Below are 20,128 nucleotides of genomic sequence, written 5' to 3'. Positions count from 1 at the left end.
CAGCGGCTATTACTGAATTAACTGAATTTCCAGCTCCTCACACGCTTTAAGAAGGATGTGATCATTATTATCATAGCCGGACCCCTTTTGTTTCACCCACGCTTCCTGCGGAGCAAACCAGTCCACACTGCGAATTTCCTCAATTTGAGCCTGTAAATCACCTGTTTCCGCCTCTACGAGGTAATAGTGCACTTCCTTATCGACGGTACCCACTTGCGGGAGAGCATATTGATAATAGATCGTGTCGAGCTTGGAAACGATGCGGCCCCGAATCCCAGTCTCTTCCCAAATTTCGCGCAACGCCGTTTCCTCGATCGTTTCCCCCGGCTCCATTTTCCCTTTGGCTAACGAAATTTTGCCGTAACGATCTTGAATCAATTGGAATTCCAGCTTTTCTCCACGTCTGCGATACACTACACCGCCGGCTGATATCTCTTTCATAAGGCATTCCTCCAACATGAAAACTTAAATATTAGTGTGTGTTCAAAAGCGGCCACTCTTAGCAACCTCTATTATGTATATCCTAACTGAAAAGAAGGAGGATTTCACCTTCTCCCTCATAAAGCGGAAGCTGAAATCCTCCTTGTTCATATTACATGTTAGCCGCTTGCGAAGTGATGTTTGCACCTTGTCCCATGACGCGGGTCAACACGCCTTGGCATTCGTTGACACCCGCTTCCGTAATCTTGACGCGGCATATTTGTCCGATGAGGGATTCATCGCCTTCAAAGATCACTTGAATGTAATTATCCGAATACCCCATCAGGTTGCCTGCGCCCGGAGCACCATTAGTATAGCGTTCCGGAATAATGTCCACGACATCACCAACGAACTGCTCCGCATATGCAAGCTGCATCTGCTCGGACAGATCGATCAGTTCATGCACCCGGGCATGCTTCACTTCTTCATCCACTTGGTCTTCCATGCGCGCAGCCGGTGTACCAGTACGCTTCGAGTATGGGAATACATGCATTTCAGAGAAGCCTACTTGCTTCATAAATTCATAGCCTTGGCGGAAATGCTCATCCGTCTCTCCGGGAAAACCAACGATGACATCCGTCGTAATGGCCACATTCGGCATCGCTTCTCGAATACGCGCAATTTTAGTGGAGAATTCTTCTACCGTATATTTGCGGCGCATGCGCTTAAGCACTTCATCATTGCCTGCTTGCAGCGGAATATGAAGATGGCGGCACATTTTTTCCGATTTGTTGAGCACCTCTATCATGCGATCGTCGATTTGACTTGCCTCAATAGAACTGATGCGCACCCGCTCCAACCCGTCGATTTTGTCCAAATCCCATAACAGATTGGTCAGGTCATAATTGTCCATATCATCGCCATAACCGCCCGTATGGATACCGGTGAGTACAATCTCCTTGTAGCCCGCTGCGACAAGCTGGCGTGCCTGCTTCAGAACGCTGTCTGATTCACGGCTGCGTGACAGACCGCGTGACCACGGAATAATGCAGAAGGTACAGAAATTGTTGCAGCCTTCCTGAATCTTCAAGAAGGCGCGCGTCCGCTCTGCGAAGTCCGGCACGTCCAGTTCCTCGAACGCACGGGTCTTCATAATGTTGCGGACCGCATTAATCGGCTTGCGTTCCGCATGCAGCTCACGAACATAATCCATCAATTTATCGCGATCCTGGGTACCGATAACGAGATCGACGCCAGGTATGTCGAGTATTTCCGCCGGCGAAGTCTGCGCGTAGCAGCCTGTTACGGCAATGATGGCGTCGGGATTGCGGCGCACGGCTCGCCGAATAATTTGGCGGCTCTTCTTATCTCCCGTATTCGTAACCGTACACGTATTGATCAAGTAAACGTCTGCCGTTTGTTCAAAATCAACTTGTTCATAGCCTTCATTTTTAAACAGCTGCCAGATCGCTTCCGTATCATAGAAGTTCACTTTACAGCCCAGTGTATAAAATGCAACTGATGGCATCGTTCACACTCCTCCCAGCTCTCCGAATTGATACATGATGCAGGTGCATGCCGCCATCCCTGCTGTTTCCGCTCGCAGTATGCGCCGCCCCAAGCTGACGCAGCGAGCACCAGCCTCCACCGCAGCTTCGACCTCACGCAATGAAAACCCGCCTTCCGGACCGATAATGACCAGAATGCGAGCTTCCTGTTGCGACTGCTGTGCCTTACTGTGGAACGTCTTATGAAACGGTTCGAGCACATCACGCAGCAGCGTTCCGACTTCATCCTCATAGCATAGCAGCACGAGATCGTATTCACTGTAGTGCTCCGTTAGCGCCTTCCAGGACACAGTCGAATCGATCGCGGGCACGCGATTGCGGTGTGACTGCTCTGCTGCTTCTTTCGCAATCTTGCCCCACCGTTCTAGACGCTTTGCTTCCTTCTTCTGATCGTATTGAACGATAGTTCGCTCCGATACGAAAGGGATGAAGCGCGCCGCGCCGATCTCGGTGCACTTCTGAATGATAAGCTCCATCTTGTCGCCTTTCGGCAAGCTCTGAGCAACAGAAACAAGCACGGCCGGCTCCCGGTCCGCCGCCAACAGCTCCACGATACGCGCTTCCACGGCGCCGTTCTCGCAGCGTTCGATCATCGCCTTCGCTTCACGGCTGGCACCGTCGCTCACGATGACAGTGGCGCCGGGCTTCGCTCGCATTACATTCACAATATGGTGCGCGTCACTGCCTGTAATTTGTATGTGTTGTTCCCCGAACTGTTCCGGGGCAATAAAGTATTTTTGCATCGTAATCAACATTCCCCATCATACATGTTTTGCGCTTGATGCGCTACCGTTGACAACATTTTTCAAACGCAACCAATCCCGTAAGCTATCCTCCGCATTATCTGCCGACGATGAACAGCGCAGCTTTCGAGAACTCGAATACAATCGGCTCAATAAGACTAAACAACGGCTGGATCGTTACTTTGCGCAGGCCCGGAATAAACACGATAAGCAAGAAAATAAATATAGACCATTGCTCAAACTGCTGCAGACGAATCCGTACTTGACGCGGCGCCAAATCCTCAATAATGCGATAACCATCAAGCGGCGGCAGCGGAATGAGATTGAACAAGAACAGCAGCACATTGAAAGTAATGAAATAATTCAAGAAATAATAGATTGCAGCATGCCAGCGCTCAGATGATTCCAAATTCACGAAGCCGTATTTCAAGCCCAGATGAAATAGAAGCGTACCGAGAAACGCTAACAGCAAATTGCTTACCGGCCCCGCCGCGGAGACGACAATGCCCATGAGACGCGGATGCTTGAAATTATCCCGGTTGACCGGTACCGGCTTCGCCCATCCGAAGCCTGCGATTACAAAGAACAGCAGGCCAAGAAAATCAATGTGCTTCGTCGGGTTCAGGCTGACCCTTCCGAGCATCTTCGCTGTCGGATCCCCGAACTTCCACGCGAAGAAGGCATGGGCGAATTCGTGCACGGTAAAGGCAACCAAGAGGACGAGCACGAGAAAAGGGAGCAGCTCAAGCTCGACAAAAAATATTTTATTAAAAAAATCCATATCGTTTTTTCCGCCCTTCTAGGAAGGTTTGCGCGCAACGATCGCGACCCAATCCGCTTCCCGATGCTTCGCTTCGATTATAAATCCGTTAGCTTTCAGCGCCTCTTCCACTACCTCTTCCTTATTTTTGTAAATACCGGAAGTGATATAGATACCTCCAGGCTGAAGCGCCGCAAGCACATCCTCGATAAAGAGCAGAATAATTTCAGCCAATATATTCGCCACCACGACTTGGACCGGAAGCGTAACGCCGAGATCGGTTCCTTCCTCCTGCCCGCTCGTCTTGATGATGTGCAGCAAATCGCCCTCGCGAACCGTAATATCGGACTCCAAGCCATTAAGGCAGCTGTTTTCGTTTGCGCTTAATACGGCTACAGGATCCAAATCAATTGCGAGCACGTGCTTGGCTCCTAATTTACATGCGCCGATCGCCAGAATGCCGGAGCCTGTTCCGACGTCGATTACGTCTTCTCCACCTTGAATGACACTCTCCAGCGTGCGGAGACACAAGGAAGTGGTCGGATGCGTACCTGTGCCAAAGGCCATTCCGGGGTCAAGCTCAATAATCTGTTCCCCTTCACCCGGACTATATGGTTCCCAAGTCGGCTTGATCGTCAACCGTTCCGTTACTCGGATCGGCTTGAAATATTTCTTCCACGCATTAGCCCAGTCGTCTTCATGAACAGTGCGCCACGACATGACTGCCTCTCCTGGATCGATGTCGTACGTGCGAAGCTCTTCGATACGTGCTTTCACCTCGGCTTCAATGGCGCGCAGATTGGAGCCATCGGCAAAATAACCTTGCACGATAGCTTGTCCTTCCGGAATATCGTTCAGCGGCAGATCATACAATTGACCGAACGAAGTATCCCGTTCCTTGTTCAGCGTACCCGATTCTTCAATCGTCACACCGCCTGCTCCCGCTTCATGCAGGAAATTCGATATCATTTCAATGGCTTCTTCTGTCGTATGTATCGTTAATTCATGCCAATGCACGATCGCACATCCCCCTATGCCTCATTCTATTTTTATGATGTCTACACATTCTATTTATTGTACACAAAAATAAAACTCCATACAACGAGCGCTCATCATGAGTCATTCGAATGCAGGAGTTTCATTCCGGTAGTTATCGACACGACCGCACATTCTATTCGTTCAGCGGAGTGCCGTCATGTTCGCGCAGGACGGCATATACTTGGTCCAATGTTGATTCGGTAACGTCAGCGCTTACGATATACCCTTCATTGGCTTGGGTAACTCGAATGTCATGGGCCCGCAATACGCTCAGCTTTCGTTCACACATATCGGCTGCCGCTCCGGCGGCAAACCGTGCCTCGACATATGTCACGACTGCTCAGCCCGTTCATCTGCCTGATTCGCGCGCTCCAATGCCTTCATGTCTTCCGCATCGGCTTGATCCATCGAGAACTCGACATCCTCATTTTTGCCAAGGGAGGCGTTGGATCGGCTGACGACCGCGTCGGCCTGTTCTGTGTAATTGCTCGCATTGCGTCTGTGATTATCCCGGTACGTGCTCATCATTACATCCTCCTTATGCTGTCAAGTCAAGCTTGGCATAACAGGAGTAGCATTTCACAATTCAAGCAAAACCATTCGCTGTTCCGAGATGCTCCTTAAGAAACACCGCCACGTTCCTTACATACCCGCCGCCATTCTCATGGCCTGAGAACGGATAATCAAGGATTCGCTTGGGCGAAGTCATACGATTATATACGGCGTATATTGTCTCCGGCAAGCAAATCGGATCCTTCCAGCTAACTGACATGAGCACAGGCTGCGTGATCAGATGAGCGTGATGCAGCAAGTCAAAATAACTCAACGTGCGGATCACCTGCTCGAGCCGCTCGGGATGACGCGCCACATAATCGGAAGCTTCCGATATAGAGCCTGCGGAGTGCATAAGGGCATAATCCATATGGCACAGGTTCGGAACGCCAGCGACGACGGCCGCGATGTTCTTCTCCAGTGAGGCAAGCAGCAGCGCCAGCCCGCCGCCTTGACTGGAACCGGCCGCAGCGATGCGTGCCGCATCGACTTCCGGCTGCTCGCACAGCCATTTGAACGCTCGCCACGCATCGACAGCAACTGCGCGGTAATAGCACTGCTTCGGATCCGTAATCCCCTGGGTTATCCATCCGCGCACCATACCGGATGTGAGCGGCAATTCGTTGCCTGTATCCCCGCCTTGCCCACGGATATCAATCGCGAACACGGCGTAGCCCATCAGCACGAACATGGCGTAATCTTCCGGCATTCCTCTGCTGCCTGTATACCCGTGCACCTGCAATACACATGGCACTGGCTTCCCATCGTATCGCTCTACAGCAGGGACGATGAACCAGCCGTGTATCGGCGTCTCGTCGAAGCCTTCATAAGTGACATCATATACTTTCATATATGGATAGGGTGTATTTACGAGCTTCCGTACGCTCCGCATAGGTCTCTGTTCGGCTTGATGCAGCGTTTCCTGCCAGAAGTCGGTGAAATCAGATGGCGCATAGCTGTCAGCAGTCGTGTGCAGCAGCGTGTGCTTTCGTAGTTCTAGCGCATTCATTCACAGTCACCTTCCGCTTTCACTTCAATGATGTTTGATAGATTCGTATCCGCTATATGAACAGTTGTTTCGACATCATTTTCGACATCAATCTGCTAATTCCTCTTCTTGACACGGTCAGCGCCATGGTCCGCATAATGCTTCCACAGCTCTTTGCTGGAGGTGGTCACCGCTACGGCCCCTGCGCCAAGCGCTTCATCCACATCCGCGGTCGTCCTGATGAATCCGCCGGCAAGAAGCGGGATGTCAGGCCCCTGCTTGCTCTTGTTCATGACATGCAGCATCGGGCTCGGCAGCACTTCGATAAAATCGGGATTAGTCTTTTCCAGCAACGAACAGCTCTTCTCGAAGGAGCTGTTGTCGATGAGGAAAATGCGTTGTATCGCAATAACGCCTTTCTGCTTGGCCCGTATAATGACGTTCGCTTTCGTGGACAGCAGACCATAAGGATTGAATTCCTGACATAGAAATTCTGCCGCGTAGCTATCGCTTTGCAGTCCTTGTATCAGATCGACGTGCAGCAGCAATTTTTTTTGGTACGGATGGGACATCTGAAATATAGGCTTTAATTGCGCAATATGAACATCAAGCAAGACCAAGTATTCAAACGGACTAGTGAGTAGTTTCTCAAAATCCTTCATCTGCCGGACGGCTGGCAGGATTTGCTGATTGGCAAAATACATCGTTTGGCCCTCCCGTATTAGAGGTTGTTCAATAAGCCCTCTTTTGAACACGCACTATTTATAATGCTTAGACTAACATTGCACATTTTCTATATGTAAATCTACGAATATCGTACTTCCAGCCATTGAATGAGTCAATTTCTATTTTGTCAATCGTTATTCTTTCGTTTTCAATGTTAAAATGGTGTTGATTTTTAATATTTTGTGAATTATACTTGGTGCAAGTTAATATCCGGTTTCGTGAAGCGGAGAAGACCATTAGTGATTCAGATAGCGTTGACAGCTATTTGGCAGTCTTATGGTCTTCTTTTTTTCTGAACTAGACGTTACTATAACTTATCCTAAGGGGGATACAACCACATATGAGTCCTATCGGCAAGGACCTTCCTAGAAACAAAGACTCGGGACTGCGACTGCTGACAGTCGGTCTGCTGTATCTCAGTCCCATGCTTATCATTATGCTTGTATTCACGTTCTACCCCATGTTGAAAACGCTTTATTATAGCTTCTACACGACGAATGCGCACGGCATACCGGTACTGTTTGTCGGTCTGGACAATTACATTCAATTGTTTCAATCCGACAGCTTTCTCACTAGCTTGCGCGGCACCTTTCTCTATGTGCTGTACACTGTGCCTCTCGGCGTGGCCATCGCCTTCTTTCTTGCCATCATATCGAGCGAGCGGCTGCGCGGCATCCAGTTCTTTCGCGTTATTTTCTCATCTACCATCGGAGTGTCGGTTGCCGCGGGGTCAATGATCTTCTTGTTCCTGTTCCATCCGAGCATCGGATTTCTGAATCATGTGCTCGATTGGATCGGTCTCGCCCCGATTCACTGGCTCACCAATCCGAAATGGGCACTCATTTCCGTTGCCGCTACAAGTGTCTGGATGGGTATAGGCTTTAACTACATCATACTGCTCGGCGGAATTCAAGGAATACCGGAAGACATGTATGAAAGCGCCAAAATCGACGGTGCCGGCTATTGGGTCCGCTTGTTCCGCATCACGCTGCCAATGGTATCACCGACCCTCTTCTTCGTCATCATCGTCACCGTCATACATTCGTTCCAATCATTCGGCCAGATCGATATTCTCACCAAGGGCGGACCCGCAGAATCAACGAATCTCATCGTCTATTCCATCTATCAGAATGCATTCATCCACTACAAATTCGGCATTGCGAGCGCTCAGGCCATCATCCTGTTCCTTATCGTGCTGATTGCTACTATCATTCAATTTAAAGTCGGGGAAAAGAAGGTGCACTATCAATGAGAATATCCCTTTATCAGAAAGGTTTATTCTACTTTCTGCTTATCGCGGCATCTGTCCTCATGTTCTTTCCGATTGTGTATGCCGTGCTTGCAAGCTTGATGACGCCAGAGGAAATTATGACGGGGAAGCTGTTTCCCGCCAGCTTCATGTTCGACAATTTCACGCTTGCGTTAAAGAGCGTTCCGCTGATGAAGTTTATGCTGAACAGCCTAATCATTTCGCTTACCGTTATGCTGGGGCAGATCATCGTCTGCTGTCTGGCCGCCTATGCGATCGTATTCATCCCTTTCAAAGGGCGCAACTTCATCTTTTTCCTGCTCATCTCTACGATGATGATTCCATGGGAAGCAACGATGATTCCGAACTACTTGACGATTGTCGGACTGAATTGGGTGAATACATACCAAGGGCTGTCCTTGCCTTTCTTCGCCCTTGCGTTCGGTGTCTTTCTGCTGCGTCAGCATTTCCTGACCTTGCCGCACGAACTGCATGAATCCGCTCAGCTCGAGGGATGCGGTCGTTTGCGGTATCTCGTGTCGTTCGTCATCCCGCTCTCCATGCCAATGCTGAGCGCACTGGGCGTATATGGATTTTTGACGACCTGGAACATGTATTTATGGCCGCTGCTGACGACGACGAACAACAATGTCCGCACCATACAGATCGGACTCAAAATGATGCAGGCGCAAGAAACGAATACGAATTGGCCGGTCGTTATGGCCGGAGTCGTTATCGTGCTTGTCCCAACACTGCTATTCTTGTTCCTTAGCCTTAAGCAGCTTAGACGCGGCTTGATGTCAGGAGCATTGAAAGGATAAATGATTATGAGGGGGATTCATTGCAATGAAAAAAATAAGGTTGGTGCTGCTGTTGTCTGCGGCACTCGTAATGACTGCGGTAGGCTGCAGCAATTCGTCAAATTCGGAAGCGAGGAAATCAGACGACGGGCGCATCAAAGTGACATTCTGGCACGCCATGAGCGGCGCGAGTGGAGAGCTCATCAGCAAGATGGCAGACGATTACAATAAGAAGCAGGACAAATATGAGGTAGATGCGATCTTCCAAGGCTCCTATGAAGAATCGTTAACAAAGCTGAAGACCGTAGGCGGCACGTCAGAAGCGCCGACATTGATGCAGGTGCAGGAGATCGGCACGAAATATATGGTGAACAGCGGCTATGTTCAACCTGTGCAGGATTTCATCGATAAAGACAAATTCGATCTCTCTCAATGGGAGGAGAATATCTTAAGCTATTATCAAATCGACGGCAAGCTGTACTCCTTTCCATTTAACACTTCTAATGCGATTTTGATTTACAATAAAGATAAGTTCAAGGAAGCCGGACTCGACCCAGAGAACCCTCCCAACACGTTTGGCGAAATTCGCGCGGCAGCGAACAAGTTAACGAACGACGCCAACAATGAAAAAGGCTTTGCCCTGCTTGTGTACGGCTGGTTCATCGAGCAGTTGATTGCTAACCAAGGCGCCGACTTCGTCGACAACGGCAACGGACGTGACGGGCTTGCGACGAAATCTCTGCTCGATTCTCCCGAAAGCCTTGGCATTTTTGAGTGGCTGAATGATATGAATAAAGAAGGGACTCTTGGCAATTACGGCCGTAAATGGGATGACATCCGCGCAGCGTTCAGTGCGGGTAAAGTTGCCATGTACTTGGATTCAACCGCAGGTATCGCAGGGGTCATGAAAGCTTCCCCATTCGAGGTCGGCACAGGCTTCCTCCCGACGCCTGACGGCAAGGAGCCGAACGGAGTCATTGTCGGCGGGGCATCGCTATGGCTCATGAACAGCGTGGCAGAGGAAGAGAAGGAAGGTGCTTGGGATTTCACGAAATACGTCACCGAACCTGCCGTGCAGGCGGAATGGGCTGCTGGAACCGGATATTTCCCCATTACGAAAGCAGCACATGAAGAAAAGCTGCTCAGAGACAAATATGCTGAAGCCCCTCCATTTTTGACAACGGTAAAACAATTGCAGCTTACGAAGCCCGGTACGGCCACGCGCGGCGCCCTCATCTCCGTCTTCCCGGAAACGCGCAATGAAGTAGCGACTTCCATCGAGAAGCTGTACCAAGGCGACGAACCGAAGAAGGTCGTCGATGAATTAACGGCTAAGGTCAACAAGCTAATCGAAGAGGACAACAAAATTAACGCTCCAAAATAGAGCAGTGCACAATGCGGGCAAGGCAGGGCGGGCACCCTTGAGCGGGAGCGGCTCTCCGCCTGTCATGCCCCCCCTTTAAAATAAATCATGAAAGGTCGATGATGATGATGTTCGTATTTGCACACCGTGGCGCATCGGGGTATGCGCCCGAGAATACGATGGCCGCATTTCGCAAGGCGGTCGACATGGGTTGTGATGGCATCGAGCTGGACATTCAGCAAACGAAAGACGGGCGACTCGTCATTATTCACGATGAGAACGTGAAGCGAACTACGAACGGCAGCGGATATGTCGCAGATTGTACATATGAAGAGCTGTGCAAGCTGGATGCGGGCAGTTGGTTCCATTCCGACTTCGCGAAGGAACGGCTGCCTTTGCTGGATGACTATTTGGACGCCATAGCCGATACCGGGTTGATGACGAACATCGAAATCAAAAATGTGCCTTTTTTCTACAAAGGAATCGAGCAAAAGCTCATTCAAGCGTTATCCTCACGCGGCATGCTAGATCGCGTCATCGTCTCTTCCTTTGATCATTATGCGTTGGCCACCATCGCCGAGCTGGAGCCTAGAATTAAGCTTGGCGTGCTGTTCGGCGATCGGCTGTTTGAGCCCGCAAACTACATTCGCTCGCTGCCATTCCCAGTATATAGCGTGCATCCGCACTTCTCCTTCGCGAACGAAGCATTCATTTCAGCGTGCCATGACATCGGCAGCAAAGTATATGCCTATACGGTTGATAGGCCAGAATGGGCCGTAGCTCTGCGCTCCGCAGGCATCGACGGCATCTTCTCGAACGTGCCGAATTACGTTAAAGTGGGTATTTGAGGCGGGCTGCAAGAGCAGCAACGGCTCTCCCGCAGACCAGCCGAAGCCTGCACTGCGCAAGCTTCGGCTTTGTCATGTGCAGCGTGTCGGAGCGATCCGAGTCAAGCCTGCCGCTTCATTGCACGGGTGTCGTCGCATAATGAATTTCATTCTCAGCTTGCCGCACATAGCGTTCCTCCGTCGAGGCATCCCATCCTAATAATTCCGCCATGCAGCGGGTAACCGGCTTCAGCCACTCCTTCGCTATCGAGATCCGAAAGTTCACAGCACCTGTTCGTCGAGCGATAAAGTCAACCGGTCGCGTTACCATTTCCGCCTCCAGTCCATAGACGAGCGCAGCCATGACGTCCGCTGGTAATCCGTACGGATTGCCTGCTTGTTGATAATGCTCCATACGAGAAAGCACATGCTGAACGTTCGTTCCGTATAACGTGACCAACTCCTTAGCGCGCGCTTCATTCAAGCCGATCGCTACGCCGCGGCGCGTCCATTCCGCACAAAAGGCGGCAAACGGCCCCGTCACATCACCTCCCGACAATACAACGCGGTCTGTCGTGCAGCTCGGATAGTTTTTCCCTTCGCTAGTTCCCAGTTGATTCGTTACAAGATCAACGACGCGCTCCGCCATCTTGCGGTATCCTGTGAGCTTGCCGCCGGCAATCGTAATCAACCCGGACGGAGAGAGGAAGATTTCATCCTTGCGCGACAGCTCGGAAGGTGATTTCCCATCCTCGTGTATAAGCGGACGAAGCCCTGCCCACGAAGATTCAACATCGGCCTCAGTTAGGGATATCGCCGGGAACATGTAATTGGCCGCCTGAAGCAAATAGAGCAAATCGTCACGTGTCATGCGGGGATGATCCAGATCGCCCTCGTAATTCGTGTCCGTCGTGCCGATATACGTCTTGCCGTCTCGCGGAATGGCAAATACCATGCGGCCGTCTGGTGTATCGAAGTAGATTGCCTGCCGCAGCGGGAAGCGGGACTGATCGATAACGATATGAACGCCTTTCGTCAAGTGAAGGCGTTTGCCCGTCTTGGAGCGATCAAGCTCGCGCAGCGTGTCTACCCAAGGGCCAGCCGCATTCACTACTTTGGCGGCGGAAATCGTAATGGTCGTGTTGTCATTCATATCCCGGGCCGTTACGCCGATTACACGTCCGTTGTCATCGTAGACGAACGACTCGGCCTTAATATAGTTAAGCGCCGTAACCCCCTGCGCTGCCGCGCTCTTCATAATTTCTATCGTCAAGCGCGCATCATCAGTCCGGTACTCGAAATAGTAGCCGCCGGCTCTCAGCTTATCGCTGCGCAGGAGCGGTTCCTTCTCAAGCGTTTGCTCCTTGCTCAGCATTGTTCTGCGTTCTGCTCGCTTTACCCCTGCAAGCCAATCGTACACATATAAGCCAATCGAAGTAGCCCATCTCCCGTAAGTGCCTCCCTGAATTATCGGCATCAACATCCGTTCAGGGACGACGACATGAGGAGCATTGTCGTATACGATCGCCCGCTCGCGTCCAACTTCGCGCACAAGATTGATTTCCCCTTGCTTCAAATAGCGCAAGCCCCCATGCACAAGCTTCGTGGAACGGCTGCTCGTGCCAGCGGCATAATCCTGCATCTCGATAATTGCTGTATTCAAGCCTCTGACCGCTGCATCCAGCGCGATGCCGGCTCCTGTAATGCCCCCTCCGATGATAAGCAGGTCATAGCCATCGGATTGAAGCTGTTCACGAATCTGACGTCTGTTCAAGCTGGAAAATGATGATTGAGTCATGGCGAATGTCCTTTCCTGTACGGAGAAAAAAGAAAAGGACCACAACGATCGCATTGGCACTCAATGCGTGGTTGTGGTCCTGTCCATATCTCCGACCAAATTAATGAACTTATACTTGTATGATAAATGATATTGACAATGATATCAATAGGTGATTATACGGAATTACCGATTGAAGATGGCATCAAAAAATCGCCTCAAGACGTGCCACCTGTCGAATCGTATGGTATGGGCTCTTCTCCATGAACGAAATGTGCCGTTTTCGTGCAGTGCCGCGTTCAGACGGTCATTGCTTTATCCGCCCCTTTGCTTCGTTCTCCCCTTCTATCAGAAGGCAGCATGCACATCCATGACTCTGGTTCATTGCCATACAGAAGGCGGCTCGTCCTAGAATGATTACGGGGAACCTGTAGTCATGATCACCCCCTTCATGGCATGATATCTAAATGAAACGGCATCTGTGTACCTGTTCGTTCCTCGATGTGAACCATCCTGACTGATTGGGAGAATGGAGCTAAGAGCCGTGATATACATGCATGCCCGACAACCTGTATTCATTTTAAAGAGTAGCTGGTTGCCAGGCTGAACCAAGGGGAGCATTTTGAGCGATAAACACGGGACGGGCCCCGTGACCGGACTTGCACCGGTTAGCGGATGCGTGCCTCTGGGTTTGCATATTAAAAAAACCACGTCTCTATCTTTTACGATAGAGTCACGTGGTTAGAGTCTACTACTAGACTAATCGCCGCGGAAAGCCCTCTTCATGCGATCAAAAAACGATTCTTCATGGCCGCCATTCGGCTGCTCGCCGCCAATTTCGGCGAACTGACGCAACATATCCTTCTGCTCGTCAGACATTTTCGTTGGCGTCACGATGATGACTTTGACATGCTGATCCCCTTGTCCGTGACCGCGGAGACGCGGAACACCCTTGCCGCGCAGGCGGAAGAATGTGCCCGTTTGCGTGCCGGCAGGAATTTTCAGCTTTACTTTTTCCGTTAACGTCGGAATTTCAATTTCATCGCCCAATGCCGCTTGAGCAAAGGTGAGCGGTACTTCGCAGTAAATGTCATCACCGTCGCGTTCGAAGAACTCATGAGATTTGACACGAATGACAATATATAAGTCGCCATTCGGACCGCCGCGCAGTCCGCTTTCCCCTTCACCGCTCATGCGAAGCTGCGCTCCATCATCCACACCACCGGGGATGCGCACGTGAATTTTGCGCTGATTTTTCAACGAACCCGCACCGTGACACTTTCCGCATTTTTCGCGGATAATTTTCCCTTTACCTTGGCAGACCGAACATGCACGACGATTCACCATGCGGCCGAACGGTGTGTTCTGCACCACTTCTTGCTGCCCCGTACCGTGGCAGGCAGTACAATTATCCGGCTTCGTGCCGGGCTTTGCTCCTGTACCGAAGCAGGTATCGCATTGCTCTGTGCGCGGAATCGTAATGTCCGTTTCTTTGCCGAACACCGCTTCCTTGAACTCGATTTGCATCGTGTACTGCAGGTCGCTGCCACGCTGCGGCGCATTCGGATCTTTGCGGCCGCCGCCGCCAAAGAACATATCAAAGATATCACCGAACCCGCCGAAGTCGCCGGAAAATCCGCCGCCGCCCATACCTTGGTTCGGATCGACGTGCCCGTATTGATCATACACCGCCCGCTTTTGGTCGTCACTTAGCACATCGTACGCTTCTTTTACTTCTTTGAACTTATCCTCCGCGTCCGCTTCCTTGTTAACGTCCGGGTGATATTGACGCGCAAGCTTGCGATACGCCTTCTTCACTTCGTCGTCGCTCGCCCCTTTGCCTACGCCGAGCACCTCATAATAATCTCGTTTCGCCACTATTCCACCCCCATACACTTGTAGCACGAATTACAAAAGGAAAGTCAAAGCCGAGTCACCCCGGCTTTGACCTGACCGTCGAATGCTTATTTCTTGTCTTCGTCCACGACTTCGTAATCTGCATCAACGACGTTGTCTTTCTTCGCTGCGCCGTCTTGTGCGCCTTGCTCTGCCTGCTGCGCCTGAGCTGCTTGCTCATACAGCTTAACAGACAATTGCTGTACAATTTCCGTCAGCTCTTCTGTAGCCGCCTTGATTTGGTCTACATCGTTGCTTTCGAGTGCTGTTTTCACTTTTTCTTTCGCTTCGTTCGCTTTATCGATTTCAGCTTGTTCCACTTTGTCGCCCAAATCTTTCAGCGTCTTCTCGGTCGTATATACCAATTGGTCTGCCGTGTTCTTCACTTCGACCATTTCTTTGCGTTTTTTGTCTTCTTCAGCATGCAATTCTGCTTCTTTCATCATACGATCGATTTCCTCGTCGTTCAAGCCGCTAGAAGACGTGATTGTAATATTTTGACTCTTGCCTGTGCCTTTATCAAGCGCAGACACTTTTACGATACCGTTCGCATCGATATCGAACGTAACTTCGATTTGCGGTACGCCGCGTGGTGCCGGAGGAATGTCCGCCAACATAAAGCGTCCCAGCGTCTTATTGTCCGCCGCCATAGAGCGCTCGCCTTGCAGTACGTGAATTTCTACGCTCGTTTGGCTGTCAGCATACGTCGAGAAGATTTGCGACTTGCTTGTCGGGATCGTCGTGTTGCGTTCGATCATCTTCGTAAATACGCCGCCAGCTGTTTCGATGCCGAGGGAGAGCGGAGTGACGTCGAGCAATACGACATCCTTCACGTCCCCGGTCAATACGCCCGCTTGTACAGCTGCACCCAAAGCTACAACTTCATCCGGGTTGACGCCTTTATGAGGATCTTTGCCCGTCAGCTTCTTAATCGCTTCTTGAACGGCAGGAATACGTGTGGAACCACCAACGAGAACGATCTTATCGATGTCCGCAGGTGTCATGCCCGCATCCTGCATCGCTTGGCGAGTCGGTCCGAGCGTACGCTCTACCAGCTGCGCAGACAATTCTTCGAATTTGGCACGTGTCATGTTCACTTCCAAGTGCTGAGGCACGCCATCAACGACAGTGATAAACGGCAAGCTGATCGTCGTCGTCAATACGCCGGACAATTCTTTTTTCGCTTTTTCCGCAGCATCTTTCAGACGTTGAACCGCTGCTTTGTCTTTTCTCAAGTCGATGCCATGTTCTTTGTTGAACTCAGCTGCGAGATAATCGATGATGACTTGGTCGAAGTCGTCACCGCCCAATTTGTTGTCGCCGCTTGTCGCTTTTACTTCGAAGAAGCCGTCGCCAAGCTCGAGGATCGATACGTCAAACGTACCGCCGCCCAAGTCATAGACGAGAATCGTATGGTCGCCTTCTTTGTCTGCACCATATGCCAGAGCCGCAGCTGTCGGCTCGTTCACGATACGAAGCACGTCCAAGCCTGCAACTTTACCCGCATCTTTCGTTGCTTGGCGCTGAGAGTCATTGAAGTAAGCAGGAACGGTAATAACCGCTTGCGTTACTGTTTGGCCTAAGTAAGCTTCTGCGTCTGATTTCAGCTTCTGCAAAATCATTGCGGAAATCTCTTGCGGCGTATAGTCCTTGTCATCAATCGTCGTCTTATGACTCGTACCCATGTGACGCTTAATCGACATTACGGTGCGATCTGGGTTCGTAATCGCTTGGCGCTTCGCCGTTTCACCGACGACGCGCTCGCCGTCTTTCTTGAAGCCCACGACGGATGGAGTTGTACGCGCGCCTTCTGGATTCGGGATGACGACGGCTTCGCCGCCCTCCATTACTGCCACGCAAGAGTTAGTTGTTCCTAAGTCAATACCAATTACTTTGCTCATAAAATAAATAACCTCCTCAACTAGCTAGCTCACTTATCAAAAAATATATTAAACTTAACGGTTACGGCATTATCGAAGCCAAGCTTCATCTATGCAGCTAGCCGCTAACTTTTACCATTGCCGGGCGCAGTACTTTATCTTTCAGCATATAGCCCTTCTGTACTTCTTCCACTACGAAGCCTTCTTCATACTCATCCGATTCCACCTGCATAATCGCTTGATGGTATTCCGGATTGAATGGCTCTCCTACCGCATTCATCGGCTGGACGCCTTCCTGCTCCATCACTTGCTGGATTTGGCGGAAGATCATGTCTACGCCTTTGACGAACGATTCCGTCTCGCTAGCCTCTTGACCTGTGGAGAGTGCGCGCTCGAAGTTGTCAAGTACTGGCAGCAGCTCGGTGATGACCTTCGCGGAAGCGTACTTCGCAAGGTCTTCTTTCTCCTTCATCGTGCGGCGGCGGAAGTTATCAAAGTCCGCCTGAGTACGCAGATAGCGCTGGTAATGCTCATCCGCCTGTTCTTTTGCTTGTTCCAGCTCCGTGTGGAGCGGATTGCTCTCATCTGCTGCTTGTGTGCCGGAGCAAGCGTCAGAAGCTGAGGCGTCAGTATCTGCTTCATTGCTATGTTCATCATGGGCAGCTGTGGCCTGCATGTCTTCTTCGGTAACTTTCATCTCTTCTTGTTCTGGGTTCAACCCCTTCACCTCCCCTTTATAATTAAATCCGATTGAATTCTAACCATCTTCATTTCAACATGTCAAGCCGATGTCGATGCATCGGGCTTCATCTTAATCACAGTATGAATGCGGAGAACGGCTGCCGCCACTTCTCCTGCCGCATGCAAGGCGTGCAGCTTCACCGTCGCCGGGTCGAATATCCCTGCTCGGGCGTAGTCCAGCAGCGCTCCGCTGTCGCAATCGATGCCGATGGCCTCGTTGCCTTCCGTCGTCTGCGCAGCACGGGCTTCTTCCAGCTTCTCCAGCGGATTGAAGCCAGCGTTCAGCACAATTTGCGCCATTGGCTTGCGCAGCGCTTGCGCGACTGCGGCAATGCCGAAGGCTTCCATGCCGCGCACCGTTTCGCGGTAGCGCTCGAGCCGGTACGAGAGCGCCAGCTCCGTCGTGCCGCCGCCTGGCAGCACGCCGCCTTGCACGGCTGCCTGCAGCGCCGCGGCCGCGTCCTGGGCGATGCGAGCCCGCTCGCCCACGACCTCGCGCGTGCTGGCGCCCACGATGAGCGTCACCTGCGCGCGTCGCGGCGGAGTCGGGTCCATGCCGGAGACGACTCCACCGGCATCGCCTGTATGTCCCGGCGAGTCCGGGGCATACAGGCGCACGCGCTCCAGGCGCTCATCGTAGCGCACGCAGGCGGTGCGGCCGAGCAACGGCTCAAGCACAGCGGCATCCTTCGCGAGCGCCGCGCGCTTAAGCGGCTTGCCGCCCGTCAGGCGGCAGACGCGCGCAATATCTTCGCGGCTAACACGCTGCACGACCATCATATCGTGGTCCAAGCAGAATTGTTCCGCTTCCGGATGGATACCGCGCTCCAGTACGATGAAGCCGACGCCCAGCTCGTGAAGCTGCGCAAGACGCTGCATAAATACACCGCGATGCGTCATATACTGCTGGAAGCCAGCCTCTGTCGTCAGCAGTTGCTCATCGAGCGCATCTGGCTCCAAGCTGTCCTGCAGCACTAGCACACGGCAGCAATTACGCACGGGGAGCCAATCTCGCTGCAGCGGCTTCTGCTTCAGCATGACGCCGTGGAACCATTCGTTCTTCGCCTTCTCGTGCGCTACGATCGTCTCGGCGAAACGGTAATACGGATCCTGCAGCTGTTCCCAGCCTACCGCCTGTCCAGCCTCAAGCACCAGACGGACAACGTCCTCCTGCTCTCGTCCTGCAATATGTACGGCACGGCGCAGCCGCACGTCATCCCAGCCTTCCAGACGGACCGCACGCTGCCGAAGCGCTTCAGTGGCAGCGCCAATGCCCTGCATTAAGCCTGTGACCACTTTTGCGGCCGGAACGCCCTTCGTCACTTGGGCTACGCCCTCCTGCACGAGTGCGCCGGCCAACACCGTCGCCGTCGTCGTGCCGTCACCGACTTCGTTCTGTTGCGCGCGCGCGACTTGAATGAGCAGCTTCGCGGCTGGGTGGGACACGTCCATCTTGTCCAAGATGGTTACCCCATCATTCGTAATAATGACGTCCCCATCCCCGCCGACAAGCATCACATCCAAGCCTTTCGGACCTAATGTGCCTTCTACAGCCGCGCACAGCGCCCGCACGGCACCGGCATTGTTCAGGAGCGTCGCGTAGCGCTCATCGGTCTCTTGCACTTGCCCGTTTCCTTGAGTCATGATCGACGCCCCTTCCTCACCATCATGCATCCACGTTATTTATACCAACGCCGCATGAACAGCGCTAATTGTCCAGACAAATGATTCATCATATTAATGACTTTCCCGTACTCCATCCGCGTCGGCCCCAATACTCCAATCGTTCCGAGCGTCTGCCCGTCAATCGTGTACGTTGCCGTAATCATGCTGCAATTCGATATCGCTTCATGCAAATTCTCTTGCCCAATGCGAACTTGAATCCCAGTTGGGGCCGAGCCGACGACCTTGATCAAAGCTGGTGTCTCTTCAAGCAGCTCCCATATTGTCTTAATCTTGTCAACGTCTTGGAACTCTGGCTGAGCAAGTATATTGGTCGTCCCGCTCAAGTATACTTCCCGATGCGAGCTGTCGTCAGCAAGAATGCTCTCGACCATCGTCATCATTTCTTGTACGTGAGACACATACTTGCTCAATTCTTGCCCGATTTCATTATAGAGCTGAGCGCGCAGCTTAAAGAGCGGCACTCCGACAAGCTTCGTATTCAGCACGTTGACGACCTTCTCCAGCTCGGATGCGGAAATGCCCGGCGGAATAGGCACTGTCTTGTTCTCTACGTGACCGGTGTTCGTTACGACGATGGCCACCGCCGTCTCTTCATTGAGCGGCAATAATTGAAAATGGCGAAGCGATGCGTTGAACACCTCGGGCCCTAACGCGATTGACGTGTAATTCGTAAGCTGTGACAGAATGGAAGCCGTATGCTGCACGATTTCTTCCATAGCTGTTATTTTTTCCGCGAAGACCGACTTCAACCGCCCAACCTCATCGACCGATAAATTATCCAGACGGACAAGGTGGTCGACATAATAGCGATAGCCTTTATGGGATGGAATGCGCCCTGCAGACGTATGCGGCTGCTCAAGAAACCCGAGTTCTTCCAAATCGGCCATTTCATTTCGAATTGTAGCTGGGCTATACCCAACATCGCCCCGTTTCGAAATGCTGCGTGAACCGACAGGTTCCGCGGAACGAATATAATCATCTACGATAGCGTTCAATATCATGCGTTGGCGTTCCGTCAACATGCGCATCCCTCCTCAGTCTCTTGTTGTCTCCGGTCGTTAGCACTCATCACAGTCGAGTGCTAACCGATATAACAAAAATACCAAACGGACAA

19 protein-coding genes are annotated in these 20,128 nt (G+C 51.7%); 4 read left to right on the top strand and 15 right to left on the bottom strand.

Annotation, left to right across the window (positions count from 1 at the left end):
- Nucleotides 1-9: 9 nt before the first annotated feature.
- From M3650_RS13910 to M3650_RS13870, 9 genes are all read right to left on the bottom strand, one after another.
- Nucleotides 10-441: an NUDIX hydrolase gene (locus M3650_RS13910; RefSeq protein ID WP_233695300.1), complete on the bottom strand. Its 432-nt coding sequence runs from the start codon at nt 439-441 to the stop codon at nt 10-12.
- Between the two features lie 151 nt (nt 442-592).
- Complete coding sequence (mtaB, locus tag M3650_RS13905; RefSeq protein WP_251575571.1) at nt 593-1,948, bottom strand: tRNA (N(6)-L-threonylcarbamoyladenosine(37)-C(2))-methylthiotransferase MtaB; 1,356 nt, start codon at nt 1,946-1,948, stop codon at nt 593-595.
- A 3-nt stretch (nt 1,949-1,951) separates the two neighbouring features.
- Nucleotides 1,952-2,731: a 16S rRNA (uracil(1498)-N(3))-methyltransferase gene (locus tag M3650_RS13900; RefSeq protein WP_251575642.1), complete on the bottom strand. Its 780-nt coding sequence runs from the start codon at nt 2,729-2,731 to the stop codon at nt 1,952-1,954.
- A 97-nt stretch (nt 2,732-2,828) separates the two neighbouring features.
- Nucleotides 2,829-3,512: a site-2 protease family protein gene (locus M3650_RS13895; protein ID WP_251575569.1), complete on the bottom strand. Its 684-nt coding sequence runs from the start codon at nt 3,510-3,512 to the stop codon at nt 2,829-2,831.
- Nucleotides 3,513-3,530: 18 nt separating this feature from the next.
- Nucleotides 3,531-4,508 carry a 50S ribosomal protein L11 methyltransferase gene (gene prmA / locus M3650_RS13890; protein ID WP_251575567.1) on the bottom strand — a complete coding sequence of 326 codons (978 nt, stop codon included), beginning with the start codon at nt 4,506-4,508 and terminating at the stop codon, nt 3,531-3,533.
- A 154-nt stretch (nt 4,509-4,662) separates the two neighbouring features.
- On the bottom strand, nt 4,663-4,863 hold the full coding sequence (locus M3650_RS13885) for a hypothetical protein (protein ID WP_019422518.1): 201 nt from the start codon (nt 4,861-4,863) through the stop codon (nt 4,663-4,665).
- Nucleotides 4,860-5,054 (bottom strand): YfhD family protein, encoded by a 195-nt coding sequence (locus tag M3650_RS13880; protein WP_251575565.1) that lies wholly within the window; start codon nt 5,052-5,054, stop codon nt 4,860-4,862. Before M3650_RS13880 ends, M3650_RS13885 begins: the two co-directional genes overlap by 4 nt.
- 61 nt (nt 5,055-5,115) lie before the next feature.
- A complete protein-coding gene (locus tag M3650_RS13875) occupies nt 5,116-6,090 on the bottom strand; it encodes an acetylxylan esterase (RefSeq protein WP_251575563.1) in 975 nt (324 codons plus the stop codon).
- Between the two features lie 95 nt (nt 6,091-6,185).
- Nucleotides 6,186-6,773 (bottom strand): glycerol-3-phosphate responsive antiterminator, encoded by a 588-nt coding sequence (locus M3650_RS13870; protein WP_019422522.1) that lies wholly within the window; start codon nt 6,771-6,773, stop codon nt 6,186-6,188.
- A 362-nt stretch (nt 6,774-7,135) separates the two neighbouring features.
- Here M3650_RS13870 and M3650_RS13865 point away from each other — a divergent pair, with 362 nt between their 5' ends.
- The 4 genes from M3650_RS13865 (at nt 7,136) to M3650_RS13850 (ending at nt 11,055) form a co-directional block, all read left to right on the top strand.
- Nucleotides 7,136-8,047: a carbohydrate ABC transporter permease gene (locus M3650_RS13865; protein ID WP_019422523.1), complete on the top strand. Its 912-nt coding sequence runs from the start codon at nt 7,136-7,138 to the stop codon at nt 8,045-8,047.
- Nucleotides 8,044-8,865 carry a carbohydrate ABC transporter permease gene (locus tag M3650_RS13860; protein WP_251575561.1) on the top strand — a complete coding sequence of 274 codons (822 nt, stop codon included), beginning with the start codon at nt 8,044-8,046 and terminating at the stop codon, nt 8,863-8,865. Before M3650_RS13865 ends, M3650_RS13860 begins: the two co-directional genes overlap by 4 nt.
- Before the next feature lie 25 nt (nt 8,866-8,890).
- Complete coding sequence (locus tag M3650_RS13855; RefSeq protein WP_251575559.1) at nt 8,891-10,228, top strand: ABC transporter substrate-binding protein; 1,338 nt, start codon at nt 8,891-8,893, stop codon at nt 10,226-10,228.
- Nucleotides 10,229-10,335: 107 nt separating this feature from the next.
- Nucleotides 10,336-11,055, top strand: coding sequence for a glycerophosphodiester phosphodiesterase (locus tag M3650_RS13850; protein WP_251575557.1), 720 nt, complete (start codon nt 10,336-10,338; stop codon nt 11,053-11,055).
- A gap of 115 nt (nt 11,056-11,170) precedes the next feature.
- Here M3650_RS13850 and M3650_RS13845 read toward each other — a convergent pair whose 3' ends face one another.
- The 6 genes from M3650_RS13845 to hrcA form a co-directional block, all read right to left on the bottom strand.
- Nucleotides 11,171-12,832, bottom strand: a complete 1,662-nt coding sequence (locus tag M3650_RS13845) for a glycerol-3-phosphate dehydrogenase/oxidase (RefSeq protein WP_251575555.1) — start codon at nt 12,830-12,832, stop codon at nt 11,171-11,173.
- Nucleotides 12,833-13,570: 738 nt separating this feature from the next.
- A complete protein-coding gene (dnaJ, locus tag M3650_RS13840) occupies nt 13,571-14,692 on the bottom strand; it encodes a molecular chaperone DnaJ (RefSeq protein WP_019422528.1) in 1,122 nt (373 codons plus the stop codon).
- 83 nt (nt 14,693-14,775) lie between these two features.
- Entirely contained in the window at nt 14,776-16,608 is a 1,833-nt protein-coding gene (gene dnaK, locus M3650_RS13835) for a molecular chaperone DnaK (RefSeq protein WP_019422529.1), read from the bottom strand.
- Nucleotides 16,609-16,705: 97 nt separating this feature from the next.
- Nucleotides 16,706-17,305 (bottom strand): nucleotide exchange factor GrpE, encoded by a 600-nt coding sequence (grpE, locus tag M3650_RS13830; RefSeq protein WP_251575553.1) that lies wholly within the window; start codon nt 17,303-17,305, stop codon nt 16,706-16,708.
- A gap of 62 nt (nt 17,306-17,367) precedes the next feature.
- Nucleotides 17,368-18,972, bottom strand: coding sequence for a TCP-1/cpn60 chaperonin family protein (locus M3650_RS13825; protein WP_251575551.1), 1,605 nt, complete (start codon nt 18,970-18,972; stop codon nt 17,368-17,370).
- A gap of 35 nt (nt 18,973-19,007) precedes the next feature.
- Nucleotides 19,008-20,036, bottom strand: coding sequence for a heat-inducible transcriptional repressor HrcA (gene hrcA, locus M3650_RS13820; protein ID WP_251575549.1), 1,029 nt, complete (start codon nt 20,034-20,036; stop codon nt 19,008-19,010).
- Between the last annotated feature and the right edge of the window lie 92 nt (nt 20,037-20,128).

This window comes from Paenibacillus sp. MER TA 81-3, assembly GCF_023713585.1.
Classification (GTDB): Bacteria; Bacillota; Bacilli; order Paenibacillales; family Paenibacillaceae; genus Paenibacillus_B; species Paenibacillus_B profundus.
The sequence above is the reverse complement of the archived record's forward strand: the minus strand, read 5'-3'. Positions and strand labels throughout refer to the sequence as shown.